The 22,777-nt window shown below is 59.7% G+C and carries 38 protein-coding genes and 1 pseudogene; 15 read left to right on the forward strand and 24 right to left on the reverse strand.

The window, feature by feature from the left end; translation table 11 throughout:
- Positions 1–17 precede the first annotated feature (17 nt).
- From GJ699_RS02300 to GJ699_RS02370, 17 genes and pseudogenes are all read right to left on the reverse strand, one after another.
- A complete protein-coding gene (locus GJ699_RS02300) occupies positions 18–563 on the reverse strand; it encodes an HD domain-containing protein (RefSeq protein WP_154372678.1) in 546 nt (181 codons plus the stop codon).
- Positions 560–817, reverse strand: coding sequence for a DNA translocase FtsK (locus GJ699_RS34355; RefSeq protein ID WP_371867444.1), 258 nt, complete (start codon positions 815–817; stop codon positions 560–562). The genes GJ699_RS02300 and GJ699_RS34355 overlap by 4 nt, the downstream gene beginning before the upstream one ends.
- 51 nt (positions 818–868) lie before the next feature.
- A pseudogene (locus GJ699_RS02305) lies at positions 869–1,780 on the reverse strand (recombination-associated protein RdgC); the annotation flags it as partial.
- 2 nt (positions 1,781–1,782) lie between these two features.
- Entirely contained in the window at positions 1,783–2,385 is a 603-nt protein-coding gene (locus tag GJ699_RS02310; RefSeq protein ID WP_154372680.1) for a hypothetical protein, read from the reverse strand.
- The gene (locus tag GJ699_RS02315; RefSeq protein ID WP_195763436.1) at positions 2,382–2,849 is read right to left on the reverse strand and encodes a recombination protein NinB; all 468 of its coding nucleotides are present in this window, start codon (positions 2,847–2,849) and stop codon (positions 2,382–2,384) included. Before GJ699_RS02315 ends, GJ699_RS02310 begins: the two co-directional genes overlap by 4 nt.
- Complete coding sequence (locus GJ699_RS34080; protein WP_195763437.1) at positions 2,846–3,982, reverse strand: UvrB/UvrC motif-containing protein; 1,137 nt, start codon at positions 3,980–3,982, stop codon at positions 2,846–2,848. Before GJ699_RS34080 ends, GJ699_RS02315 begins: the two co-directional genes overlap by 4 nt.
- The gene (locus GJ699_RS02320) at positions 3,979–4,650 is read right to left on the reverse strand and encodes a KTSC domain-containing protein (RefSeq protein ID WP_154372684.1); all 672 of its coding nucleotides are present in this window, start codon (positions 4,648–4,650) and stop codon (positions 3,979–3,981) included. The genes GJ699_RS34080 and GJ699_RS02320 overlap by 4 nt, the downstream gene beginning before the upstream one ends.
- A 21-nt stretch (positions 4,651–4,671) precedes the next feature.
- Positions 4,672–6,489 (reverse strand): YqaJ viral recombinase family protein, encoded by a 1,818-nt coding sequence (locus GJ699_RS02325; protein ID WP_154372686.1) that lies wholly within the window; start codon positions 6,487–6,489, stop codon positions 4,672–4,674.
- 2 nt (positions 6,490–6,491) lie between these two features.
- Positions 6,492–7,346, reverse strand: a complete 855-nt coding sequence (locus tag GJ699_RS02330) for a hypothetical protein (protein ID WP_154372688.1) — start codon at positions 7,344–7,346, stop codon at positions 6,492–6,494.
- 124 nt (positions 7,347–7,470) lie between these two features.
- Positions 7,471–7,608 carry a hypothetical protein gene (locus GJ699_RS02335; protein WP_154372689.1) on the reverse strand — a complete coding sequence of 46 codons (138 nt, stop codon included), beginning with the start codon at positions 7,606–7,608 and terminating at the stop codon, positions 7,471–7,473.
- Positions 7,592–7,870: a hypothetical protein gene (locus GJ699_RS02340; RefSeq protein WP_154372691.1), complete on the reverse strand. Its 279-nt coding sequence runs from the start codon at positions 7,868–7,870 to the stop codon at positions 7,592–7,594. Before GJ699_RS02340 ends, GJ699_RS02335 begins: the two co-directional genes overlap by 17 nt.
- Entirely contained in the window at positions 7,867–8,157 is a 291-nt protein-coding gene (locus tag GJ699_RS02345; protein WP_154372693.1) for a hypothetical protein, read from the reverse strand. The genes GJ699_RS02340 and GJ699_RS02345 overlap by 4 nt, the downstream gene beginning before the upstream one ends.
- A complete protein-coding gene (locus GJ699_RS02350; protein WP_154372695.1) occupies positions 8,154–8,507 on the reverse strand; it encodes a hypothetical protein in 354 nt (117 codons plus the stop codon). Before GJ699_RS02350 ends, GJ699_RS02345 begins: the two co-directional genes overlap by 4 nt.
- Positions 8,504–8,782, reverse strand: coding sequence for a hypothetical protein (locus GJ699_RS02355; protein ID WP_154372697.1), 279 nt, complete (start codon positions 8,780–8,782; stop codon positions 8,504–8,506). The genes GJ699_RS02350 and GJ699_RS02355 overlap by 4 nt, the downstream gene beginning before the upstream one ends.
- A 554-nt stretch (positions 8,783–9,336) precedes the next feature.
- Entirely contained in the window at positions 9,337–9,801 is a 465-nt protein-coding gene (locus GJ699_RS02360) for a hypothetical protein (protein WP_154372699.1), read from the reverse strand.
- A gap of 85 nt (positions 9,802–9,886) precedes the next feature.
- Positions 9,887–10,234 (reverse strand): hypothetical protein, encoded by a 348-nt coding sequence (locus GJ699_RS02365; RefSeq protein ID WP_154372701.1) that lies wholly within the window; start codon positions 10,232–10,234, stop codon positions 9,887–9,889.
- 126 nt (positions 10,235–10,360) lie between these two features.
- Positions 10,361–10,564 (reverse strand): hypothetical protein, encoded by a 204-nt coding sequence (locus GJ699_RS02370; RefSeq protein ID WP_154372703.1) that lies wholly within the window; start codon positions 10,562–10,564, stop codon positions 10,361–10,363.
- 363 nt (positions 10,565–10,927) lie between these two features.
- Between GJ699_RS02370 and GJ699_RS02375 the strand changes: the two genes are divergently transcribed.
- A complete protein-coding gene (locus tag GJ699_RS02375; RefSeq protein WP_154372705.1) occupies positions 10,928–11,554 on the forward strand; it encodes a Rha family transcriptional regulator in 627 nt (208 codons plus the stop codon).
- A 42-nt stretch (positions 11,555–11,596) separates the two neighbouring features.
- Here GJ699_RS02375 and GJ699_RS02380 read toward each other — a convergent pair whose 3' ends face one another.
- The 4 genes from GJ699_RS02380 to GJ699_RS02390 all read right to left on the reverse strand — a co-directional run bounded on the left by GJ699_RS02380 (position 11,597) and on the right by GJ699_RS02390 (position 13,605).
- The gene (locus GJ699_RS02380; RefSeq protein WP_154372707.1) at positions 11,597–12,460 is read right to left on the reverse strand and encodes a DUF6414 family protein; all 864 of its coding nucleotides are present in this window, start codon (positions 12,458–12,460) and stop codon (positions 11,597–11,599) included.
- A complete protein-coding gene (locus GJ699_RS34085) occupies positions 12,411–12,608 on the reverse strand; it encodes a hypothetical protein (protein ID WP_195763438.1) in 198 nt (65 codons plus the stop codon). Before GJ699_RS34085 ends, GJ699_RS02380 begins: the two co-directional genes overlap by 50 nt.
- Positions 12,609–12,814: 206 nt before the next feature.
- Positions 12,815–13,306 (reverse strand): hypothetical protein, encoded by a 492-nt coding sequence (locus GJ699_RS02385; protein ID WP_154372709.1) that lies wholly within the window; start codon positions 13,304–13,306, stop codon positions 12,815–12,817.
- Positions 13,307–13,380: 74 nt separating this feature from the next.
- Positions 13,381–13,605, reverse strand: a complete 225-nt coding sequence (locus GJ699_RS02390; RefSeq protein WP_154372711.1) for a hypothetical protein — start codon at positions 13,603–13,605, stop codon at positions 13,381–13,383.
- Positions 13,606–13,833: 228 nt separating this feature from the next.
- Here GJ699_RS02390 and GJ699_RS02395 point away from each other — a divergent pair, with 228 nt between their 5' ends.
- Positions 13,834–14,007, forward strand: a complete 174-nt coding sequence (locus tag GJ699_RS02395; RefSeq protein WP_154372713.1) for a hypothetical protein — start codon at positions 13,834–13,836, stop codon at positions 14,005–14,007.
- Between the two features lie 234 nt (positions 14,008–14,241).
- Here the strand turns inward: GJ699_RS02395 and GJ699_RS02400 are convergent, their stop codons facing one another.
- The gene (locus GJ699_RS02400) at positions 14,242–14,796 is read right to left on the reverse strand and encodes a helix-turn-helix transcriptional regulator (protein ID WP_154372715.1); all 555 of its coding nucleotides are present in this window, start codon (positions 14,794–14,796) and stop codon (positions 14,242–14,244) included.
- Between GJ699_RS02400 and GJ699_RS02405 the strand changes: the two genes are divergently transcribed.
- The 9 genes from GJ699_RS02405 to GJ699_RS34360 all read left to right on the forward strand — a co-directional run bounded on the left by GJ699_RS02405 (position 14,795) and on the right by GJ699_RS34360 (position 19,946).
- The gene (locus GJ699_RS02405) at positions 14,795–15,037 is read left to right on the forward strand and encodes a transcriptional regulator (protein WP_154372717.1); all 243 of its coding nucleotides are present in this window, start codon (positions 14,795–14,797) and stop codon (positions 15,035–15,037) included. The two genes, GJ699_RS02400 and GJ699_RS02405, sit on opposite strands and share 2 nt — an antisense overlap.
- Positions 15,024–15,515 carry a hypothetical protein gene (locus GJ699_RS02410; RefSeq protein WP_154372719.1) on the forward strand — a complete coding sequence of 164 codons (492 nt, stop codon included), beginning with the start codon at positions 15,024–15,026 and terminating at the stop codon, positions 15,513–15,515. The genes GJ699_RS02405 and GJ699_RS02410 overlap by 14 nt, the downstream gene beginning before the upstream one ends.
- A gap of 226 nt (positions 15,516–15,741) precedes the next feature.
- The gene (locus tag GJ699_RS02415) at positions 15,742–16,017 is read left to right on the forward strand and encodes a hypothetical protein (RefSeq protein ID WP_154372721.1); all 276 of its coding nucleotides are present in this window, start codon (positions 15,742–15,744) and stop codon (positions 16,015–16,017) included.
- Between the two features lie 57 nt (positions 16,018–16,074).
- The gene (locus GJ699_RS02420) at positions 16,075–16,866 is read left to right on the forward strand and encodes a KilA-N domain-containing protein (RefSeq protein ID WP_154372723.1); all 792 of its coding nucleotides are present in this window, start codon (positions 16,075–16,077) and stop codon (positions 16,864–16,866) included.
- Between the two features lie 41 nt (positions 16,867–16,907).
- Positions 16,908–17,168: a hypothetical protein gene (locus tag GJ699_RS02425; protein ID WP_371867434.1), complete on the forward strand. Its 261-nt coding sequence runs from the start codon at positions 16,908–16,910 to the stop codon at positions 17,166–17,168.
- Entirely contained in the window at positions 17,165–17,308 is a 144-nt protein-coding gene (locus GJ699_RS02430) for a hypothetical protein (RefSeq protein WP_154372727.1), read from the forward strand. The genes GJ699_RS02425 and GJ699_RS02430 overlap by 4 nt, the downstream gene beginning before the upstream one ends.
- A gap of 156 nt (positions 17,309–17,464) precedes the next feature.
- Entirely contained in the window at positions 17,465–17,674 is a 210-nt protein-coding gene (locus GJ699_RS02435; RefSeq protein WP_154372729.1) for a hypothetical protein, read from the forward strand.
- Positions 17,671–18,012: a hypothetical protein gene (locus tag GJ699_RS02440; RefSeq protein ID WP_154372731.1), complete on the forward strand. Its 342-nt coding sequence runs from the start codon at positions 17,671–17,673 to the stop codon at positions 18,010–18,012. The genes GJ699_RS02435 and GJ699_RS02440 overlap by 4 nt, the downstream gene beginning before the upstream one ends.
- The gene (locus GJ699_RS34360) at positions 18,009–19,946 is read left to right on the forward strand and encodes a DNA cytosine methyltransferase (RefSeq protein WP_229261898.1); all 1,938 of its coding nucleotides are present in this window, start codon (positions 18,009–18,011) and stop codon (positions 19,944–19,946) included. Before GJ699_RS02440 ends, GJ699_RS34360 begins: the two co-directional genes overlap by 4 nt.
- Positions 19,947–19,948: 2 nt before the next feature.
- On the opposite strand, the gene GJ699_RS02455 is transcribed toward GJ699_RS34360, so the two are convergent.
- Positions 19,949–20,158, reverse strand: a complete 210-nt coding sequence (locus GJ699_RS02455; protein WP_154372733.1) for a hypothetical protein — start codon at positions 20,156–20,158, stop codon at positions 19,949–19,951.
- Positions 20,159–20,293: 135 nt separating this feature from the next.
- Here GJ699_RS02455 and GJ699_RS02460 point away from each other — a divergent pair, with 135 nt between their 5' ends.
- Genes GJ699_RS02460 through GJ699_RS02470 form a run of 3 tightly spaced genes read left to right on the forward strand, consistent with a single transcriptional unit; the run spans position 20,294 to position 21,359 of the window.
- A complete protein-coding gene (locus GJ699_RS02460) occupies positions 20,294–20,713 on the forward strand; it encodes a hypothetical protein (protein ID WP_154372734.1) in 420 nt (139 codons plus the stop codon).
- Positions 20,710–20,949, forward strand: coding sequence for a hypothetical protein (locus GJ699_RS02465; protein ID WP_154372736.1), 240 nt, complete (start codon positions 20,710–20,712; stop codon positions 20,947–20,949). The genes GJ699_RS02460 and GJ699_RS02465 overlap by 4 nt, the downstream gene beginning before the upstream one ends.
- Complete coding sequence (locus tag GJ699_RS02470) at positions 20,946–21,359, forward strand: phage protein NinX family protein (RefSeq protein WP_195763439.1); 414 nt, start codon at positions 20,946–20,948, stop codon at positions 21,357–21,359. The genes GJ699_RS02465 and GJ699_RS02470 overlap by 4 nt, the downstream gene beginning before the upstream one ends.
- Before the next feature lie 23 nt (positions 21,360–21,382).
- On the opposite strand, the gene GJ699_RS02475 is transcribed toward GJ699_RS02470, so the two are convergent.
- On the reverse strand, positions 21,383–22,027 hold the full coding sequence (locus GJ699_RS02475; protein ID WP_154372745.1) for a hypothetical protein: 645 nt from the start codon (positions 22,025–22,027) through the stop codon (positions 21,383–21,385).
- Positions 22,028–22,056: 29 nt separating this feature from the next.
- On the opposite strand from GJ699_RS02475, the gene GJ699_RS02480 reads away from it, so the two are divergent.
- A complete protein-coding gene (locus tag GJ699_RS02480; protein WP_229261899.1) occupies positions 22,057–22,749 on the forward strand; it encodes a recombination protein NinG in 693 nt (230 codons plus the stop codon).
- Positions 22,750–22,777: the final 28 nt, after the last annotated feature.

Below are 22,777 nucleotides of genomic sequence, written 5' to 3' on the forward strand. Positions count from 1 at the left end.
TTCTTGGTGGTGAAATTTCAGTGTTGTGGCGCACCGTGGTATGCCATCAGCTGGTGATAGCGGTCCATGAAATAGCTGTACGCTTCGACCGGTTGCATTGGCACGATCACCTGCGCCAGCGGCTCGACGCCCGGCCATTCCTGATAGTGATGCGGTGGCATCAGGTCGCGCTTCTCCGTCGCCAGCAAGATCAGATCGGCAGCTTTGATCGCCGGGTCCAGCGGCAGGGTGATGCCGAAGCGCCCGAGGATCGCGGCCTCAATGGCCTGCTCCAGCACCTGGTAGTCCGGCAGCAACCGCTTGAGCGGCTTCGGCAAGTCCTTCATCACTGCTTCGGAGCAGTCGTGCAGCAGGCCGACCATGGCCAGCTCTGGCGGGACGATCAAGCTGACCAGCACCGAGTGCTGAGCCACGCTGTAGAAGCTAAGCGTCTGGCCGTTGAATCGCGCCTCGTTGGCCAGGCCGCTTGCGATGTCCTCGATGGTGATAATCGAGGTCTCCGGCGACAGGAAATTGAAGAAGTTCCCGGAGCGCAGCAAGATGTCGGGGCGGTGGGCGCTCATGCTGCACCGCCTTGCGCCAGCAGCGCACGGTCACCGTTCGACGCCGCTGCACTGACCACGCCGGCGGCCTCCATCGCATTCATCAGATGGGCTGCGCGGTTGTAGCCGATGCGCAGGTGGCGCTGGAGCAGCGATACAGACGCGCGCCGATTGGTGCGCACCACGGTCACTGCCTGCTGGTAAAGCGGATCGCTGGCGGTGCCGTCGCCGGGCGGAACTTCGCCGGCCGCGCCGACCACGCGCTGCGCGCGCACCGGCTCGTCGCCCTTAGCAGGTGATGCAGGTGATGCAGGTGCGGCAGCGTCAGCTTCCGCCGGCGTGCCGTCCGCGCGCGCCTCGCCGCCCAGCGCCTCCACCAGATCACCCAGCAGCTTGGCCAGCTCGCCGGTCATCAGCATGAAGTCGCCGTCGAAGCGCTCGCCGTCGTTGCGGCTGGTGACTTCCTTCTCTGTCAGAACGTCCAGCGGCTTGACCGACTTGACGGCCAGGCTCTCGTCCAGCACGAAGCTGATCTTGCTATCCCAGGTCATGGCCAGCCGCGTGCACTGCTTGCCGTTCTCGATGTGACGGCGCACGTCGGCCGGGTCCAGCGTGTGCTTCTTGTAGGCCACCTGGGCTTTACTCTCGCCGGTGGCGCGCAGCGTGGCGTCCTGGTCGACTGTGAAGCCGGCCGGTGCTTCGTCGGTTTGCAGCCATTCGGTCATCACGCCCACCGGCGAGCGCTGCACGCGCAGGCTTTCCAGCGGCATGCGGTCGACCGCCTTCAGCAGCAGCTTGATGACTTCATCGGCCTTGGCAGGGGAAGCGGCATCCACTACTAGCCAGCCGTTGACCGGGTCGATCCACGTCCAGGTGTTCGATTCGATCGTGAATGCTCGCGGCAGCAGCTCGTCGGTGACGCGCTCCTTCAATTCCTTCATCGCCTTCTTGCCGGGCGCGAAGCCTTGCTGCTCTTCCAGTTCGGCGGCGCGCGCCTTCGTCACCTGGTTGATGACGGTGGCCGGCAGCAGCTTCTTTTCGCCGCGCAGGCGGATCAGCATCTGCTTGTTGACGGTGTGCACCAGGCCTCCATCCTTGCGCGGCGCGTCCCAGCCCTGGCGGATCAGCTCGTTGCTGCTGGCCGGCGCGAACGTGTAGCTGGCCAGCTGTTTGGCCAGGTGCTCGGCGGTCATGGTGAATCCCGGAATGCGATAAATTTGAAGGTTTTTGAAGAACATGCTCATTTCCCTAACTTTTCGAATGCGGCTTCAACGCCGTGTTTTTGGATTTGTCGGTTCAGGCGCTCTGCTGTAACGCCGAGCTGATCGGCCCAATCTTTGCGGCACATGGTTTTTCCTCTGTGGGTAATTTGATGATTGCTGCGCCGGTTTCGGCATTGCTCCGCGTTCGTCGCCCACTTACAGTTGTCCGGCCCATAACCTTTGCTGTTGTCGATTCTTTCCAGTGACATGCCAGCCGGACGCTCACCCATGTCAGCCAGGAACACTTCGAAAGAGTCCCATTCTTTGCATACCGTAATGCCGCGAGCTCCATATCCGGCATAACCCGAAGAGCCCGGCTTGCCGCAGCGCGCCCGCATTGTTTTCCAGATGACATGCGTACTAGTGCCCGACATGCCATGAGTTGCACGCTCACGCGCCTTGTCTGCTGCATGACAGCCGCAGGACTTCACTTGACCGGATTTCAAATGACTACCCCTAACAAAGGTCGTTTGCCCGCAATCACATTTGCATGTCCAAACGATTTTCCCGGAGGTGCTTCTTGCCATCTCGCCGACTGCAAGTCGGCCGAATCGTTGGCCCTCGAGTTTGTCGGCAATCATTGCGGCCCTCGTATTGGTGGTTCGTGAAACTCGACGCCCATCTGGCCGCCGAATGCGTGTATCTGTTCCATGTACTGGGCGAAGCCCTTGACCGTTAGGTCGGTGGTGCTACCTACCAGCACCGCCTGGCCGCCCGGGTCGAAGTCCCACTTCCTGTACTGCTCGTCCTTGCACAGATCCGGGTCGAATTCATCTGGCAGGAACTGCTGCTTGAAGTACTCGTGCCACACCTCGGCGCTGTACTGCCGCCTGTCGCTCCACACCTGCTCCGAGATGTCTTTCAGCGGGCCCGCCCACATGCGGGCGTTCTGATCCAGCTTCCGCACCTTTACTTCTTCGCGTACCAACACTTCCAGCGGACGCTCGGCGTCCAGCGGCACGTTGCGGAGCAGGGCGATGGCGCGGTCGACCTGCTCCTGGCCGCGCAGCAGCAACTTGCGCTGCTCGAACTTCGGGCGGGTCAAGGCGGCGTCTCCACCGCCAGCGCTGCTACCTTGGTGGTTACCGTCTGCGAATTCAACGCGATCACCTTGTTCGGGGCGCGATCCCAGCCAGCCACCTCGTCGGCAGTGAATTTTCCGGCCTGCGAAAGGTCGCTCGTATAGCCGCACGCGCCCACGCGGTGATAGAGTTCGTGGCCGGTGTGGTAGATCGCGAACAGCGCCGGATTGCCTGGAAACAGGATGTCGCGCAGAGCGCCGGCGCGCTCGAAGTTCAATGCCTTGATCGCCTTAGCCATTTCACCTTCCAAGCGGCTGCGGCGCTGTCGAGCATTCCGCTTAACCCTTGGATCGCCCGGGCACTCGCTGTACAGCTCCTTGTGGTACGCCCACTCAATTCCATGCGTCCCAGTTACCACCATCCAGCGGCCATTCAAGCTGTAATACGCGGAGCCGTACACCACCCGCCCGGCACTTGTGATCGCATAGACCTTGGAGCCGTCTTCGATGGCGACGCCGTCACCGGTGAAGCCATCCTCTGGGCTGTTAAAGGAAGCACGGCCGAGGCGCTCCACGTAATGACCGGAGGTGCGTTGGCTATGCTTCGCATATTCCAGCGCAGTGGCGCCATCAATCCCTAGCTTTGGACTGGATGGTTTAAACGTGTAGCCGCTCAGGACATTGAGAAGGTAAGTGCGAATCCGACGCCGTGCCCGCTCCATTTCGAGCCACATCACGTATGGCATATGTTTTTCTTTATCGTGTTGGTAACGGCCGCCGTTATCAGGTCGGTCTGGGGCATTCACGTTTTGGAAGAAATCCAGTTGAATGCACCGCCCCGAAATATTTAGATCTGCGTGCAGATCACCCTTCTGGCAAAGCCGTTTCGACTCAGCGGACCAGCGGGCCACATTGCCGCCGTAGTGCTTGACGTCGTGCTCGCACACCTCGGGCATCGCGCAGATCCAGCCAAGGCGATTGAGCGTCTGGACAATGCGTGCGAACACTTCGCGCTTGAATGCGCGGCACCAACGCTTTTCCTCCGGGTAGCCGCCAGCTGCCCGCGCGGCCGATATGCCTTCCTCGTAAATGTTGAGGCTGGCGTCGCCGAAGGTGATGGTTCCGGCGCGGTCAATGCGCCCGATTGTCATGCTCATGCCGCGCCGCCCAGGTCGACCACGCTGATGACGATGCCACGGCAGTACACGATGCCGTCTTCCATGATGTCGAAGGTGGCGTGCGGTACAGTCGTGCGGTAGATGGGGCCGACATCGGCGCCGCCGTCTAGCAGTTCCACCGACACATTGGCGATAACTACGGTGCTCTCGCCAAGCTGCCTGAAATAATCGGGGATGGCGCCGCGCAACTTCAACGGGTAACCGCCAGCGCCGAAGATCACCACCAGGCCCGCCGCCTTGGCATGCGCCCGCTCCTCGGCCGTGAGGTCGAACGGAGTTGAGCGGCCGTTCAGCGCCACGGCCAGCAGTTCCTTGGTCAGCGCCGGCGCGGCGACCGATTCGGCCGGCGTATTGACGACCGGCTGCGGCGCAGTGTGGTTGAACTGCGTCTGGTCGACCTTCGTGTAAGGGAACTGAGCGTCAAATTTCTTGATGCGCTGGATGAAGAAGGAGCCCTGAGAATCGGCGCCCAGGAATTCAGCGAACATCTCGGCGCTGACGTTTTGGTAGTGATAGATGTCGCTTTCGCCGGTCTTCTTCTTCGGGTGGAACTTGATCGCCAGCAGGCTCAGCTCCGGCACATGGCCGATGGCCGCGAACTGGCTGGATTCGACCTGCTGCATGACGATGGTAGGGGTGGCGCTCATGGGTTTCTCCGTGGTTGGTGGTTAAGCTGCAGCGCGCAGTTCGGCGCGCAGGGTTGCGATATCGATGATGACGAGGCGGTCGAGCAGGGCGGCCAGCTGCATGCCGGCGGAGCTGGCCAGCGAGTTCAGGAAGTCGATGTCCTGCCGCACTTCGCGGTCGGCCACGTCGAACAGGCCGGCCGTGGTGCCGGTGGCGGCCGGCGCCGGCGTGCTGGCCAGCGGCGCGTCACGGTAGAAGCTGGCAGTGCGCTGCACATCGGCGGCGCCGCTGGCTGGCGGGGTGGTGGTGCGCGCGGCGGCTGCCAAGGCTTGAGCTTGGGCAACTGCGGCGGCGGCCGTGGTCGGGCGAGCCTGGGTAGCAACGGCGGCCTGCTGGGCACGCTGCTCGGCGGCCACGCGGTCACGTTCGGCCTGCGCGGCCGCAGCCTGGCGATCAGCATCAGCCTTGCGCTCGGCGGCCAGCTTCTCAGCGGCGGCAGCTTCGGCCTTGGCCTTTTCCTCGGCGGCGATCCGGGCGCGCAGCGCTTCCTGCTTGACCTCTTCGGCGCGGATGTGGTCGGCGATGCGGGTGCGCACCACCAGCTGGAAATCATCAATAGCTTTCCACGACAACTGTTGCAAGTCGCGGAACAAACCGGCATGGTCGCCGACGTTTGCGTTGTACCAGGCCAGCTTGGCGCGAAGATCGGCGGCTGCTTGACTCGCGGCGATTTTGGCGTTCGCCAGCGTGGTGTTGGCGGCGTCGTGAAGGCTGGCCAGCGTGCGCTTGTTCTTCATGGCGCCGGCGAAGTCGGGTGCGGGCAGTGAAATTTTCAGCGGCGCAATTTCTTCTTCAAGCGCCACAACATGATCCTGATAGGCATAGCGGCCTTCGTTCAGAATGGTTTCCTTGATCTGCTCTTTGCGCACCTTGACCAGCTTTTCCAGTTCCAGGCGCTTGGCGCGGAACTGCGCCTTGATGTGGTCGACCGTGCGCATCACCTCGTCGATGGTCGAGGTCTGCGCCAGCGCGGCGGCCTTGGCCAGCTCCAGCTTTTGCTCGGCCTCGCCGCAGAACTTGACGTTGTACTCGGCGTCGGCGAAGTCCTGATCATCCTGCAGGTCGGTCTTGATCGTCGCGAGGAACTTCTCGGCGGCCTTCTGGTAGGCCATCAGGTTGCTGCTGACTACTTTGCCTTCGGTCTGCACGACCAGCGCGGGCAGGGCGGTGGCCGGCGCGGCCTCGGGCTTCACGGCGTGGTTGACCTGTGTGTAGCTGGCTACATCCGCGTCGAACTGCTCCCAGCCGGCGACGATGCGTGCGAACCAGCTGGTATCTGGATACACCCAGGTCCACACCCTATTCGCCTCGGTGCCATCGGACACCATGAACATCCACTTCTCGGCGCCGGTGACCATCAGCTCCTGCTGGACCTGCGGCATGTGAGTGTCGGGCACTTCGCCGGCCGCAACGGCGGCGGCCAGCTGCTCGTTCCACTGCTTGTGCTCCCAGCCCAGCGAGTCGCAGATGGTCAGGCCGTCGCACGACGCGCTGATGCGGCCGAGCGAGCAGGTAACAGGGTAGAGCGAATCGTTGATGACCTTCTCGGCAAGCGGGCGCGCCAGCGCTTCGACTTCGTGGCCGTGGTCCAGGATCTTTTCCTGCACCCAGTCGCTGAATTCTTTCGCCAAACCGGTTGCCTTCATGCGCACCAGTTCGTCGCGAGTGACTTTGTCGGACAGGCCCAGCATGGCAGCCGCTTCACTGGCGCCGTTGTGCTGCGAGCGGAAGGTGTGCCATTCGTCGCTACCTTGGGCGAGCTGGTGCACTACGTGATGAATGTTAGGATCGCGTTGCATAATTATTCCTTGTCAGCGTTACTTGCCTCGGCCGCCTTTGGCGCCCAGGACAGGATGGTTTTCTTTTGCGCTTCGGTGAAGGTGGCGCGAGTGCTCAGCATTGCGAGCAGCTGCTCCGGCGTTTTCTTACCGGACTCGACCGTCTTTTTCCACTTCGGCGATTCAGCGTTGAACAGGTCGTCGCTGCATGGTGGCGGCCCTTCAGGGGCTGCCGATTGCGTGGCGGCTGGCTCGTAGTGTTCGTACGGGCGGAGCTCTTCGGGTAGGTCTTCGATGTCCTGACTGAACATGTCCGAAGCGCCGGTGACCGTCAGCGTCATTGCCACGTGTGCGCGCTTCGACGCCATCTTCAAAACCGTATTTGCCTGATCGGCGGCTTCGGTGCGAACTTGGGGATTTTTGTAGATCGCGCCGCGCTCACCCTTTGCGAACTTGATGCGTCGCATCGTTTCAGGCGTGACATCGAACTCTTCGGTGCAAATAGCCTTTCGCCATTTATATTTTTCTTCTGCCGACGAGCACTCGCCCACACCTTCGCCCAGAACGATGCCGGTGGTCTGATGCGTACCCACGCAGGTGACGCGGCACCGGGCGATGCCGTCTTCACCCAGGTCATCGACGCGGTAGGACGGGGCGATGCGGAAAGCCACGCACAGCACCTCGGCGCCAGCCTTGTACAGCGTCGGCTTCGGTGTGCCTGGGATTTTTCCGTAATGGACGCCTTCCTTCATGACGGCGCGCATCACCTCCTGCACCAGGTTGACACGTTCGCGAATCTCGGCGGCCGAGTAGCGGTGCACCTCTGCGGCCGTGAGGCCGGCCACCTCGCGCGGTGGCAGTTCAACTACAGCGTTCATTTCGTTCTCCGGTTCAACTTCGTTAAAGCTGCATTCAGCAGGGCAAGACGTAATGCGTGTTGTGGGCGGTGGCCGGCGCGCAGGTTGCGTAGCGTGTCGGCCGCCAGGTGGGCGAGGGCGGCTTTCACTGATCCGCCTTGCAGGCGCTCGCCGCCTGCTCGCGTTCGGCAGCTTCCGCGTCAGCCCACTGCATAAAGGCGTAGCCGGCAAGGATGATCATTGCCAGCGCGGCGATGGTCAGCGCTTCACGCAGTCTCTTCACAGCCGCCTCCTTCACGCGCCGCGCGCCGTGTTTCCAGCCAGTCGCGTTTAATTTGGATCAGCACACGCACCTCGATTTGGCGTTGGCGGCTCGGCACGCCCAAGCCTTCCAGTGCGATCTCGTAGTAGCGAAACTCGTGCGGCTCCAGCCGCGCAGCGTTGTTGCGCATGATCGTCAGCAGGTTTTGCAGAGCCCGCTCCGCCGGCGTGGCCTGCGCGGCGGCCAGCAGCATGTCCAGCAGCGGGCGGTCAGCGGCGCTCATTGCGCACCATCGAGGTGATAGGCGCCGAAGGCATCCTCGTGCTGTGCGGCTTCGAGCAAGGTCGAGAACTTCTCTTCGCGGCGGGCCTTGCGCTTCATGTAGGCGTCTTTGAATGGCTGGTCACCGATGCGATCCAGAATCTCCAGGTGCTGGGCGTGGCGCTGATTCGCCGTCATGCCCAGCGCCACCATGGCCACCTCGTTGATGTTTTGCACGCGGCGGGTGTAAGTGCGCGAGGTGGCGCACAGGCGCATGATGTCCGCCAGGGCATCGCGGTGATCGCTCATGGCCGCACCATCACCGTCACGCCGATGGCGCCGTTGTCGTACGCGGCATCGGCCAGCGCGCCGGCTGCGCCGATTGCGGTGTAGCTGCGCGCACCGGCGGCAGTGCGCTCGGTCACGGTGTAGGTCAGGCCGAACTCGCGCGCGGCCAGCTGCGGCGCCACGCTGTTGCGGCTGCGGCCAGCGATCTGGTAGCGGCTGATGTGGCTGCCGGCCGGCGCCTGCTCTGGCGCGTCCAGGTTGCCGCTGTTCAGCACGTCTTCGAATCCGCTGTCCTGATAGTCGAAATGCAGCAGGCCCGAGACAGCGAGGCGCGAGGCTTTGCCGGCGGTGATGTGGGTGACGGCGCTCACTTGGCACGCTCCGCGAGCATGGCGTCGGCGATGCTGTATGCGGCGTGCGCGAGGACGCCTTGGACGTTGTCTTGCAGCTTGTTGTTGGCTGCACAGATATCGCCTGCGGTCGACCCGCCACGACCTTCCGAAGGTTCGTTGATCAATCCGGTCAGCGCCTGCGCGGCGAAGTAGTCGCGCAAAGTCATCCCAGTTTCGGTCAGATCTTTGCGATGCTGTGCGCTTTGTGCGCGGCCCGGGTCTGGAAATGCGGCGCCGCCAGTTTCTTTGCTCATCGTGCTCTCCGTGTTGACTTCGTTGTTGGACTGGCCTTTCACCAGCTGGTCAGCTCTTACCGCGCCGATTGCGGACCTGTGCGCCGTGGGCGGTGATCTGCCCCAGGTTGGCGTGTGGTGGACTTCTTCGCTTCACCACAGAGCAAAGGGCTGGGCGCTACTCCAGCTATCGGTTGGCTATGTCGCGGTAGCACGACCCGAAACCGAATACCTTCTCCGCGAACTGATCCCAACGCGGTGAGGGGAATTTCTGCTTTCAATTCCGCCCTTGCTCTGTGGCTCCTGCGCGCTTACCCGGCGCAGGTTAGGGTGGCAATACATCGGTTCCGTGCGCTTCCCACGATTTCGCGGCCGCGTACTTTCTTGATCCATCACACGGATTACGGTCACCACAAGTGATCCGGTTGCGTGGCCCACGTATTCGGGCAACACCGGCAGGTCGGTGCAGTAAGCCAGCCCATCTGCAGATAGGCCGTCCGCCCTTATTGCAGCCGGATCACTTGTGGTTCCCGCGCTTCACCGGCGCGGGAAGGTGCTACTCAACTACGCGGTGATTACTGCTTGCGGCTGAAGTTGCTGATGTTCAGTTGCAGGGAGCAGCCGTCGCCGATGTTGGTCTGGGCGCCGTTGTGCCAGGTGATTTGCGATTCGCCGTTGGCGCACGCCGTGCGGCTGATTGCATCGGTGTTCCACCAGCGGTAGCCGCCGTTGTAGGTCGAGCGAACGTACAGCGCGAATGCTGGAGCGTTGAAGAAGGCCGAATTGTTCAGGAAGTGACCGGCGGTCGCGCTGCCGTTGGCATCGACCACGCTCCAGTTGCCGCCGACCAGATCGACAGCGCGAGCGTGGGTGATGTCGATGGTCTGGTTGGGGCCGAAGTACACCTGGTTCTGAACGTATTGGCCGACAGCTGCGGGGATCGACTGCGCGTTGACGTTGCCGCCACCGCATGCCGCCAGCATCACCGCAGCAGCCAGCATGGCTGATTTGAGGAAGCCTTTCATGATGTTGCCTTTCATGGTTTGTTGATGATCGGGAGGATTCCCTCTCACTGCCGAAACCACCTCTAGGGTGGTCTCGGGGAATTTGTGTGCGAGTTCGGCCTCAGCCGATTGCAGCGCGGTCCCACGCGGCGCGGTCGGCGCGATCCTCTGCGCGGCTGGCTTGCTTGGCGCGGACTGCGGCGCGGTCCACGGCCCAGCCCATCTGCTTCATCTGCGCTGGCGACACGAGTTCCGAAATGTCGTCTCGCGTGCCGGTCAGCGAGACCGCCTCCACGCTGCAGCCCTCGTCCTCGTCGGCATAGCCGTGCAGATCCAAGATCAGGTTGCCGTGCAGGTACCGGGTCGCCAAGCGGCTCAAGTTGTCCGGGACTTGCGGCTGCTCCGGCTGCGGGTTGCTCGGGAGCGTGGCACGGGCGGCCAGGATTGCAATGGATACAGGTGCGTTCATGGTGATCAGCCCAGAGTTGCCGGCGCGGCCGGCTGGTTGAGGTCGAAGCTTGGCGCCACGTCGCCGGCGGCAGCAGCCGCATCAGCGAGGGCTTTCAGTTCGGCTTTGGACATGGTGGCCTCCGAATTAACAGTCGACCGTGCGGCCTTGGGCGATGGTCGTGCCCGAGCGCATGATGAACGCGTGGCACTTCAGAGCTGGGTTCCAACGACGGAACGATGCAGCGCGGTCCTTGATGAAATTGCGGACCTCATCCAGCGTGGCGAAGGCGTCGCTGTAGCAGCCGTCGTTTGGGTTTTCGGTTTTAACGTTGACTAGGTAGGTAGCCATTTCGCTCTCCATCGTGTTTGGTGTGTCGATGGAGTCATTAAACCATAGGTTGAATTTAAACGTCAACCCAAGGTTGAATATATTTTCGGTTGAATCGAAATTTTTTTGATTTGTTGGGCTTTTGCCGCTTGGAGCCGCCGGCGTATGGACTTCGGAGTGGGGATGCTGCCTGACAGGCAGTGTTTGGGAAAGAGTGGCCGAAAATGGAGTGGCGCCGGCCGGGTCTATCGAAGGCGATGCTGGTGGTGATACTCTTGCGATTCAGCCGTAGTGGGCGCGATGGGTGCGGCGCCAGTGGCACTTCAGGGAAGTTTCGTTTCGCGCAGGAATAGCACCGTTAATCCAACCATATAGGGATCGGACATGAACGATCGAGTTTCACAAGAATTGCTGGCGGCTGCTGCAGCCCAAGCTGCAACTCAGGCTATCGCCGACGCCGCCGATGTGATTGACTTCGAGAGACTCATTACAATTGAGGATCACAAATTGGTCGCGGACTCGCTCGGCGTGGCCAAGGCATTCAAGAAGGCCCACAAATACATCTTGCGGCAGATTGATCAGATGCGGGACAGTAAGCAGCCAGAGATCGCAAATCATTGGCGGCTCAATTTTGAGCCGCGAATCCGAACCTACAAAACGGGCAAGGGGCAGACCCGGCAGTCGCGCATGTACCTGATGACCAAAGACGGCCTCAGTGAGTTGGCTATGAGCTTCACTGGTGATCGGGCCCGCCTTGTGCGAATTCGATTCATCGCCGCTTTCAATGCTATGGCGGATCAACTGCAAAATCAGGGGAATAACTTGGTGAGGCAGTTCTTTGCAACAGAAGTGCAGTACACCAACGAGAAGTCGAAGGTGAGCGCCAGTGCTAGAAACATGCGCCTTTGGCAAAAAAAGAAGCCGGAACTGACTGGCACAATGGATCGACTGCGCGCGGACATCCAACTAAAGCTGGGTCTCGAAGTACCAGGCCAACTGGATAAGCGATAGGTGTTAAAAAGCCCCGACTGGCGGGGCTTTCTATAAAGCGCACTATTCGAGCGACTCAGGTGCGATCTTCTTAGTCGTGCGGAAAATCATGATTGGCGTGATGCCGTACCGATCTACAGGTCGCCCGAGTCCCTCTCGGACGCCGTTCAACATCGTGCCCATCGCAATTTCGATTGGACTTAATTGATGGTAGTTTTGAGCGTCCGAGCCGAAATAGAGGCCATCAGGCAGCGCGTCGAGAATGCCTAACGTATGCCACTCCCCCTGCAGTGCACTTCCGTGCTTAAACGTTAAGTCGTCGGCGCTGGCAAGCAGACACTCGGGCTTCAGTGTGAACCATGCGGCATCGGAGTCAGTGAACAAGGTCCCTTGTAACGAATGGGGGAGCTTGGCGATCATCTTCGCTAGCGCCTCAAATTCCTTCTTTTTTTGCACAGCGACTCTTTGGCGCTCTTTGATGTTCTGTATGCTCGCAGTCTCATTGGCAGCAACCATCTCCCCCATATCTACCCAAAGGTCGCGGAGAATTCGGATATCAACCAAGGTTATTGAGCCTTTGACGAGAACAAGTGCGCCCACCGGGGAGTTACTGAGGCCGCCGGAAATGTAGCCAGCATCGAAGAGGGCGTCCAGCGTCTCTTGCGGCCTTGAAAAAGCCGCATCGATGTTGATCTCTAACGAGTGCTCATTTGTCGTCTCGGCAGCCATTCCTCCGGAAAGGACCGGAATTTTTACGGTGCCGCTAGACCCTTGTTTGCCACCTTCCTTTGTGATCCGCTTCGATCCGACGACCAATCCGTTGGAGGAGAGTTGACTGTAATAATGCGACAACTTGACGTTGTCGATGTAGACGTAGTCACAGAGGTATTCGACGCTTGGTGATTCTTGTTCCTGATTCAATTGCATCGCGAGCTTTCTTTTGTTGTTCCGAAATCTCGCGCCCTCTTGAGTTTAGGTCCTCAGCAATGACTCCAAATACACGGGCAGCATCTTTCCTGTCGACCTTGTCGCCGCCAAGAATACCGCGAACCGCTCTTGTTAATTTGGTTTTCATGTCTCGATTATAGACTTAGTGCGGGCGCAAGTGGTTAAGTGGTGTTGAATAGTTTGGGGTTCCGGCTTGCCGAGTCGGCTTGATTGCCAGAACGCTCTCACGCAGCAGCAACTTTGCCGCGAGTCACGCGCCTTTATTTGCAGTATACGTAATCTTGCTATCTTGAAATCTATCGAATTCTCACGCCGCATCGGATGGTTCGCGGGCTATTTCTTGGTCAAGTGCGACTTTGGCATCCAGAAAGATTTCTTGCTCTTGTCAGCAATTACCCATATCGCCTGACTGTCGGCCGGATTGTTCATCACAGAGACGCGGATATTGGGGCTGCCTTTGGTGCACTGAGCCATCGCCTGGTCAAGGGTTGCCACACCAGCCTTTTTACGGAGCAAATCCAGAATCATGCGAGTCTTGTTTGGACCATCTTTACCATCGAGATATTCAGGCTCGCCAGTTTTAGGCGAGATGGCCGGCATTTGTCCCGTGAACTGAATCGACGTGCTCACCAAGCCTATAACGAAGTTGACGTATTCGGATAACTCTTTGCTCGCACAGGCGTAATATGGATCGTCCTTTTTGAAGTAGGTGATTGCGCGATCGCCTGCAGAGCAGACCTTGATGTGACAAGCGTCATTGATATCGGCATCTGCGGCCACGCACGTCGATGAAGCTAAGGCGAAAATGATGAGGAGTTTATGCATATAAGAAGTCATCACCAATAGATGGAAAGTGAATTATATGCAAACTTGACAATAGGAAATCTATCGAATTATCACTACTTTTCGGCTTCGGCTCGACGCAGCATTGCCTTGATGTCATCAACATCGGTCGCTACCGTGCGCATCTGTTCATGCAGGTTGAATGCCCGTAGTCGGAAGTTGATTTCGTCGTTGAGCGTCCAGCCCTTGGACTCCGCGATATTTTTCAGTTCGGTATGCAGGGTCATTGGCATCCGGATTGTCAGAGCCTTAACTTTGGCGTTCAGTTTGGAATCGGTCATGCGCGCGATATTGCGGGACAATTTCGCAAAGTGTTGTATTTGGTGCGGATAAGTGTCAGTTTTTTTCGACTCTCGGAAAAATTTCAAGACTCGCGCTCACTACAGGAACCGCACTGGGCATAGCGGGGCATCGATAAATTTCCAATTGATAATATAAAGTTCCTATCGGAATCATGTGACAATTCGCGTATATTCGTAATTACCCTAATAACATCAAGGAGTTATGAAATGAATTGTAATGAATCCCGGCACTCGGAAGATGAGCAAGCTAGGGAGGCTTTGGAGAAAATGAGTGACGAAGCCGTCAAAGCCATGGCCGACGCACTGGAGAAAATGGTCGAAAAGAACGAGGAGGAGCCCAAGCCAGAGCTCCGAATCGTTAAACCAGATCAAAAACAATGACCTGATATGCACCAAATTGATCTGCCTAAAAGTTGCAGATCAATCGTTTACAAATGTAAAGTTCAGTGAAGTGACAATTTGATAGTTTCTAACTGCAAGTTATGTCGTATTGTTGTTTATCGAATACGAAAGTTGCTTGCAATGAATGACGTTGAACGGGCCATGAGGGCGTTTAAAAAGTTGGATGCAAACCGCCGCCGCATCATGTTGCCAGTATTAAAAAGCCTTGCTGTATCACGCGCCAGAAAGGCCGCCCTTCGTTTGGTTGTCAACAACCGACGTTAGGGGTGATTTTTCGATTGAGCGCGCCACATCCTCGATGATTCCTTTTGAATCTTCCGTCGCCATCCGAAACCAATTCAGAAGTTGCGCCTCGCGCTGCGATATGACGTTGAGTTCCGCCAGCACGTCGGCATGCACATGATCACTATCTGAGCGCGGTGCCGACGGCAATTTGAACCTGGTCGGAAGAGGTGGCTTTTGGTCGCCGTCGACCGGTGGCGCAATGCCATCGGACAAGAGATCGTCCAAGCTAACCTGCAATAGGTTCGCTACTGTGACAGCGTTCGCCCTGGAGATCTTCCCAGTCTTAATCCATTTCGATACGGCGTTGTTAGACACGCCAGCTTTCTCAGCGAGCCAGCCTTGTGTCTTGCCCATTTTTTCCAGTCGTTTCGACAGGATTTCACCAACATATGTACTCATAAGTTGAATCTTCAGTTTAAATTTCGCATCTTTCAACCAATCTCTGGTTGAATTCGAAATCAACCTGTGGTTTAATTCGGTCATGAAAACCGAATCCTCATCCCCGATCGAGCGGGCCGTCGAACTTACTGACGGTGTTGCCAACCTCGCTGCCGCTTGCAACGTGAGCGCACAGGCGGTCTACAAATGGCTGAAGAAGGGCCATCCGCCAGTCGAGCGCTGCGAAGCAATTGAGCGCGCTGTCGGTGGTCGGGTGACCAAGTTTGAGTTGCTGCAGCCAGCGTTCGATACCGCCACCACCGGAGAACCCCATGCCCATCCGTAACCGCATCGACGCGCTGATTGCGCGCTTCGGGTATGTCCGCGCGCCGGCGATTGCGGGTGGCATCGCATCAACTAGCGTACGGATCATGACCGCCGCCGTACCCAACAGCGCCAACCGGCCCTGGTTCGCGGACCTTGTCAGAAGGAATATCGCCATGCGTCGAGCACGTCAGATTGAAGCCATCATCTTTCGGCTGAAGGTAGGTTTTTATTCCTTTAGCCGCGCAGTTTGCGCAAATGTCTATCGGGGTCTGACCAGCATTCAATCCGGTCTTTTGGCGATACGTCAGGCCACCACGAGCGGTGCGATGCGGTTCGTAATTCTCCAGGTCCGCGTTCCGCCTTTCTTGCTCGCGCAGTTTTTCTTTGAGCTCGCGTTCGCTATCGGCCAGCGCAAATTGCTGCTCTTGAAGCGCCAAGCATTGATTCTGGACGTCGATCATTCGGTCGTTCATGTCGCCGATCACCTTATCGATTAAGCGGTCGTCTCGTTCTCGAAGCGCGGTTTTAACCAAGTCCGTAGCGGACTTAAGGCTTGAGAGTGCGGTCGAGAGAGTACCAATCATGGGGGATCCCTTTGCAAGTTGTTGTGTGAGAACTGCAACTGTATCGCATCTGGATCTCCCGCCCGAATTTTGAAGTTTGCAGCACCTGTATCACTTGCAGCACCTGAAATCCTGAACCACCCACTAAAAGGAACCCACCATGAAAACGCAGCCCAAGAAATGCAACACGCGTCACCTGGAAATCAAGACCAGCCTGAACGTCGACGAGTTCCAGTCGTTCAAATCCGTTTGCCAGGCCGCCGGCGTCGCAGTCGCGACTCGCATCCGAGTGCTGATCAATCGCGATGCCGACATGGCGAATCGTAGCAGCGCTGACCGGCGGCGGGAACGGCCGAAATTCGGCCGAGTTCGCGTCGAACTGCCAGCAGCGCGCGGGCGCATGGGCGGCGCGCCGATGCCTCGCCCACGTCTTTGATCACCTAGCTGATCGCATGTCGCAGGTTCGAAATAACCGCAACGCAAAGGAGCCACCGTGATCCAGAATGAACTGACCATTCCACCAACCGTGAAAATCGCCGGCGTGAATATTCGCTTTGATGACGTCGGTCGATTTTCGCTGAACGATTTGCATAAGGCGGCCGGCGGCGAAGTGCGTCACCAGCCAGCCCAATTTCTGCGGCTCGACTCCACCGGCGCGCTGGCAAAAGAAATGCTGTCGGAAAGCGATATGCAGAATCCCATATCGGTCGTCCGGGGCGGCGCTGGCCAAGGAACCTTCGTCTGCAAGGAACTGGTGTACGCATACGCCATGTGGATCAGTCCAAAATTCCACCTGCAGGTGATCCGCACTTTCGATGCCGTCACCACCAGCATTGTCGTGCCGATCGAGAAGCCGAAGAAACGGACCGCGCTGCCAAAGCCGCCAGTCCTGGAAGCTGCTGCGATGATTCCGCCAGTGTTCCGCGCACTGCGTGCGTGCGGCATTGACAAGAACGCTGCCGCCATCGGCGCCAACCAGATCGCCGCAGCACAAACCGGCGTGAACCTGCTGGCCATGGCCGGCCAGACGCATCTGCCAACCCCTACCCAGCAAATCTGCTACACGCCGACCGAGCTGGGCAAGCGCTTCTGCCAAAGCGCCATCGCATTCAACCGCCGCCTGACTGACGCCGGGCTGCAAGAGAGCATCAACGGACACTGGGTTCCAACGGAGAAGGGCCGGCGCCACGCCGTCGTGCTCGACACCGGCAAGGCCCATGGTAACGGAACGCCGATCCAGCAGGTGAAGTGGACTGATTCCGTTTTGGCAGAAATCGCATTGTGAATACGGGATGCCGCACCCCGTTGCGTGCGGCGCAGAAGAAGATGGAGAAACGCATGCCTCAAGCATCGCAACAGAAGCCCGGCGCCAACGCGGCGCTGCTCGACCACCTGACCGACAAGCTGCAATTGAAGAATGATGCCGCCCTGGCGCGCGCGTTCGAAGTGGCGCCGCCGGTCATCAGCAAGATCCGTCACGACAAGCTGCCATTCGGCGACAGCATGATCCTGAAGGCGCACGAGAAGTTCAACTTCACCGTGCAGTCGATGCGCCAGATTCTGGCCGGCCAAGTGATGAACCCATGACGCAGCACCAGCAGCAGGCCGGCGGCACCGACGAGCCACCAATGGATGTCGAGCCAGCGCACGTCATGAAGCGGGAGAAGCACCACCAGCGGGAGCACCACGAACGCCTGGCGCAGGAAGCAGCAGAAGGGCGGAAATAAAAGGCCGCATTTTCTGGGCGGCCGTACCACTTTTCAGCCAGACAGTTTTCGACACTTGCATTTTAGACACTAACACGCCTAGAGACGAAGTTCATTACAGATAAGTAATCCGTGGCCGTGCTGCAACGCGGCACCGTAAATCAGCAAAGGAAATCCATGTCCACATCGTTACAACAAGGACCGGCGCCAGACCAACCTGGCACGCCGGAGGGCACTGCCTTGCGCAAACTTGGCGTTTGGCGCGAGCGCGACCGTGCGCACGTTGCCGACAAGGCCGACCGCGAGGCCCAGCGCGCTGAGTACCGCGCGCGGCAGGAACTGCGCAGCGCCGCCGATGACCTGAACGGAAAGGCTGGCCAGCCGTGACGAACACCTTCATGCCATCGAAAGGCAGCCGCTCACACGCGCTGCTGGTCGCGCTACTGGAAGGCCCGGCCACGTTCTATCAAGTCTGCGAGCGCGCCGGCTTCGACATCGAGGACGCCCGCCTGGAAGAGGCGCTGCGCCACATCTTTGACCACATGATCGGCGGTAACGTCCGCTTGACAGGCATCCGCTACTCGCTGACCGCCGAGGCGCGCCGCGCCCTGGGAGAGCCGGCACCGGCGCCATACGTCGGCCAGATCGCCGGCCCGGCTTACCGCGGCAAACACGATCCTCGCACCGTCTACATCACGCGCCGCGCGACGGAGGTGCGGGCATGAAGCGCGACGCTCTGCCGGCGGAGATCACCTACGGCTCGGTGTGCAGCGGCATCGAGGCGGCCAGTGTGGCCTGGCATCCGCTGGGCTGGCGCGCCGCATGGGTCGCTGAAATCGAACCATTCCCAGCGCGCCTGCTGCATCACCACTATGGCAGTGGCCGGCCGCTGCACATGCCTGATCCGGATGAGCGCAACGACGACCTGATGACTGGCGACCGCGATGCGCGGCGCGCCGCGATCAAGGCGGTGAGCATGCTGCCGGCCGTCACAGACGGACCGCGGAACTTGGGTGACATGACCAAGATTGCCGCCATGGTGCGCGCCGGCCAGGTGGCTGCACCCGACGTGCTGGTCGGCGGCACGCCGTGCCAAGCCTTCTCCATCGCCGGTCTGCGCGAATCGCTAGATGACGCGCGCGGCCAGCTCACCCTCGCTTTTGTAAATATCGCCAATGAAATCGACACAGCTCGACATGTTCTCGGAGACGACGAGTGCGTCATCGTTTGGGAAAACGTTCCCGGAGTGCTCAGCACCAAGGACAACGCTTTCGGCTGCTTTTTGGGAGCGCTTGCCGGCGAGGATAGCCCGCTGCTCGCGCCAGGGGGCAAATGGCCGAACGCTGGTTGTGTCTTTGGACCCCAAAGGAATATTGCCTGGCGAGTCCTTGATGCCCAATATTTCGGAGTGGCCCAACGACGCCGTCGTGTGTTCGTTGTCGCAAGTGCTCGAGACGGGTTCGATCCCGCAGCGGTACTTTTTGAGCCCGATGGCGTGCGCCGGGATTCTCCGCCGAGCCGAGAAGCGCAGCAAGGCGCTACCGATAGCATTACGCCTGGCGCTGGAGCAGGTAGCCGGCATAAATCCCACTGGAACGGGTACGCGCACCCGCCATTAAGCCAAGCGTCGCAAAGTCGCAGTGGAAGCATAGGCGCCAGCAATCAAGAGATCTTTGAGCAGGGTGGGGCGGGACTGGTGCAAAGCTTCGGCAACGCTCAGTCGATTGATTTGATTGCGGGGGGGCAACTTGCGCGGTGCCTGACAACAAAGACGCGCATCGATGCGGAGACGGAGACGCTGATTCCTACCATCGGGGGTGGCTTTGTTGACGCGACTGCCACGCTCGACGCCAGCTATGGGCGGCTGCAAGGTTGCTCCGGTCAAGACGCCAACCATGGTCACAGCCACCTCGTGCCAACGGTGGCGGCGCCGGTGCAGCGTTCGGTCGAGCGCCCCCGCGGTGATGGTCTGGACTCTTTGATCGCTTTCAGCGTTAAGGATTACGGCGGTGACGCGATGGTTGATTGCGCACCGACGCTGCGCGCTGGCAATCACGCCAGTAGCCACGCCAACGGTGGCCAGCCGCCGGCCATCGCATTCGATGCGCGGCAGGACTGCGTGAGTAGCATCGAGGTGTTCGGGGCGCTAGGATCATCTAGCCCGCAGGCGCAGGCGGTTTGCATCACCGGCGAAGTCACGCACACCCTGAAGGCTGAAGGTTTTGACGCCAGCGAGGATGGCACCGGCCGCGGCCAGCCGATTGTCGCTGCAACGTTAGATGCCGCCGCAGGCCGCAGTCGCGGCGCCGGCACGCCGGTTGGCTTGCTTGCGCCATCCAGCATGGCCGTCCGCCGCCTCACTCCGCGCGAGTGCGAGCGCCTGCAATCGTTCCCTGATTTCCACACCCTGATCCCGCTGAGTAAGGTAAAGGCAAGTCGCGCTGAAACGCTTCTCGTGCGCGGCGAGCCGGTGGCTGAGATCGATGGCCAGTGGTGGAAGCTGTCGGCCGACGGCCCGCGCTACAAGGCGCTGGGCAACTCCATGTGTGTGTTCAACATGCGCTGGATCGGCCGCCGCGTTCACTTCGCCCTAACTGGCGCCTGGCCGGCTTGCACCAACTTCACGCACGAGCGTGAGATGGGGCTGGTGGCCGCGTGAAATTACAGAACTGGGTACAGCCGCAAGCTGCCGTCTCGCTCGATTTCGTTAAGCCTGAAGCGAAGTGCGGGCTGATCCGTGATTGGCCGGTCCGTGCGATGGAAATGCGAAAGTGCGGCCGCAGCATAGGCTTCGACATTAATCACGCCTTGATTCTGCAAGCCATCTGGCGGCGTGATGTTGTAGGCCACGTAACTTACATGGTCGTTCACGCTACTGGCTCGCCACTCAATTGTAACAGTCGCACTGTGGTGCAGCACACCAATTATCGCGAGAGACATCCCATGTCGCGTATCACAGTTGTATCGCATCTCGCCCCCTTAAATTATTAAAAAGAAAAGAATATCATGATCTACGACCTATCCCGCGCGGAGCGCCAGCACCGCGCCATCCAGAAAGAAAAGCCCGGCCCGGTGCTGGAATCGAAGCAGTGCCCCTGCGGCAAAAACATCACCGCGCGCCAACTGGCGCAGTACGGCAAGTGCGAGCACTGCCGCCTGACGGCCGGCTTGGAAGAGGGTGACCTCGACAAGCTGCTCCACATGCTCGGCGCCGCCGGCAACTCGGCGGCCAAGCCCGGATTCCGCAACCACTACTTGTGCAACGTGCAGGATCGCGCCGCGATGGAGCGCCTGGTGGCCGCCGGCCTGGCGCTCGCCGGCGAGCAGCTGCTGCAAACCCAGTACTACCACGCCACTCGCGACGGTTGTCGCGCTGCTGGCCTTGATCGTTCGGGCATTGCTCGCGCGCTGGGAGCGGTGTTATGACGACCCAGGTGAAAAACGCATTAAAGCCGACCGATGATCAGATCGTGGCTGCGATGCACACCGGCGGCCTGATGACCTACGTCGTCGCTAATCGGTTGCGTTGGACTTTCCCCGGGCTGGACACGGCGTTTGTTCTGCGCCGGCTAAAGGTGATGGAGAAAGCTGGCCGCGTGCGCCGTGTGGCAAGTTCCTATGGCAGGCAGATCTGCTGGACTCTCGTAGAGGTGCAATCTTGATCCGCCTCGTATCTGAACTGACCGGCACCGACCTGGCGCTATGGGTGGCGCGGGCGCAGAAGTTGAATGTGGTGCGTGACGGCGACCAAAGCAACGGGCTTTGGATCGTGTATTTCCCGAATGGCTTTTGCAGCTCATTTGGCGAGCACGGCTACCGGCCTGACCTGAACTGGGAGCATGGCGGCCCGCTGATCGAAAAATACGAAATCGGTTTCGGCATTCTGCAGGGCATTGCTCCTAAGGACGAGACAGACATCGTCCGGTGGCGCTGCTGCGGCTGGCATGCCCGCGTGTTGGCGGGAGCCGACGGTGGTCCGAGAAAGGAGGGAGCTACGCCCCTTATCGCCGCCATGCGCGCGCTGGTGGCCAGCGTCTACGGCAAAAACGTTCCGGATGAGGTGGCGCCTTGAGGAAAGCGAGCGCTTTCGCGGCCTTATGGTGCAGGGACGTGCTCAAGAAGCCTATCGCACGCCCTCTTGGCTTCGCGGATCATTTCGGCAGCACCGTGAACGATGTCGGCTTGGGATTGGTTGAACTCCGCCGCTTCCCAGTATTCAAAGTCGTCGTAATCCTGATTAAAAGGGCGGCTTTGCAGTTCATCAGCACACGACAAGAGCCATTCCCTGGCAACTGCAAGCGCCGGGGCTGGTTGGCCTTTCGCGTGGATAAGCGGGGTCAAGTCTGCGATTTGCCACGTAATCGAGGATCTAATCCGGTGGGCCCAGGTGACGTATGGCTGTGGCTTTCCATCGTCTTCGATGGGTCGACCCAATTCTTCGGCAATCGCAACCAGGGCATGCAGGGTATCCAGAAGTCGAATTTGAATGCCAGCTGCGGCCAACACGGCACTATCGTGAGCAATTTGCTTTTCCCTTCGAGTTGCAGCGGTTGCAAGCCAAATTGTTCCGATCAAAGTCCCTACCGTGCCAATCGCACCTACCCATGTTGCCCAGTCACCGGCTCCATGCGCGGGCGTGGTGTTAGCTGGGAAACTGCCCGCGAGTATGTGGTGCAAGGAGTAGAGCATCACACCGCCGAAGACGGCGAATACGAGCCATTCGAGAAATCTGGTGTTCATGCAGACCCTTGTAAAAATGGAATCTTAGCATGATGCGCCGCACACCCCTCAAGCAGGGCAGCACGCCGATGAAGCGCGGCGGCTTCGCTCGGTCGGAGCGCATCGAGGACCGGGAGGTCACGAAGATCAAGACCAAGGCCGTGCGCGAGAAAAAGCACAAGTGCGCTGTCCGCACGTGCCACGCGGAGTTCGTCCGGCCGGCGCCGTTCGTCATCTGGTGCTCGCCGGAGTGCGGCACGGTGCTGGCCATGGCGAAGCTGGAGAAGCAGAAGCAGGCAGCAGCGTCCGCCGAGCGCAAGGACCGTGAACAGAAGCTGGCCAAGTTCAAGCGCAAGGCTGACCACGTCGCGGACTGCCAGAAGGCCTTCAATGCCTGGGTGCGTTTCCGCGACCGCGATCTGCCGTGTATCTGCTGCGGCCGGAAAACGGATGCCGTGTCACGCGGCGGCACATGGGATGCCGGCCACTACCGCAGCCGTGGTAGCGCGCCGCACCTGCGGTTTGAGCCTGACAACTGCCACGCCCAACTCAAGAAGTGCAACCGCTACGACTCCGGCCGCGCTATCGATTACCGGGTCGGCCTCATTGCGCGCATCGGGCTGGCCAGGGTCGAAGCGCTGGAGGCGGACAACGAACCGCGCCACTACACGGTCGACCAACTGATCGCCATGACCGCGCATTACAAACAAAAACTGAAAGAACTGAAATCGGCCGCAGCTTGACGGCCGGTCCAGAACAACTGAAACGGAG

The organism is Duganella guangzhouensis, assembly GCF_009674535.1.
In the GTDB taxonomy this organism is placed as follows: domain Bacteria; phylum Pseudomonadota; class Gammaproteobacteria; order Burkholderiales; family Burkholderiaceae_D; genus Rugamonas; species Rugamonas guangzhouensis.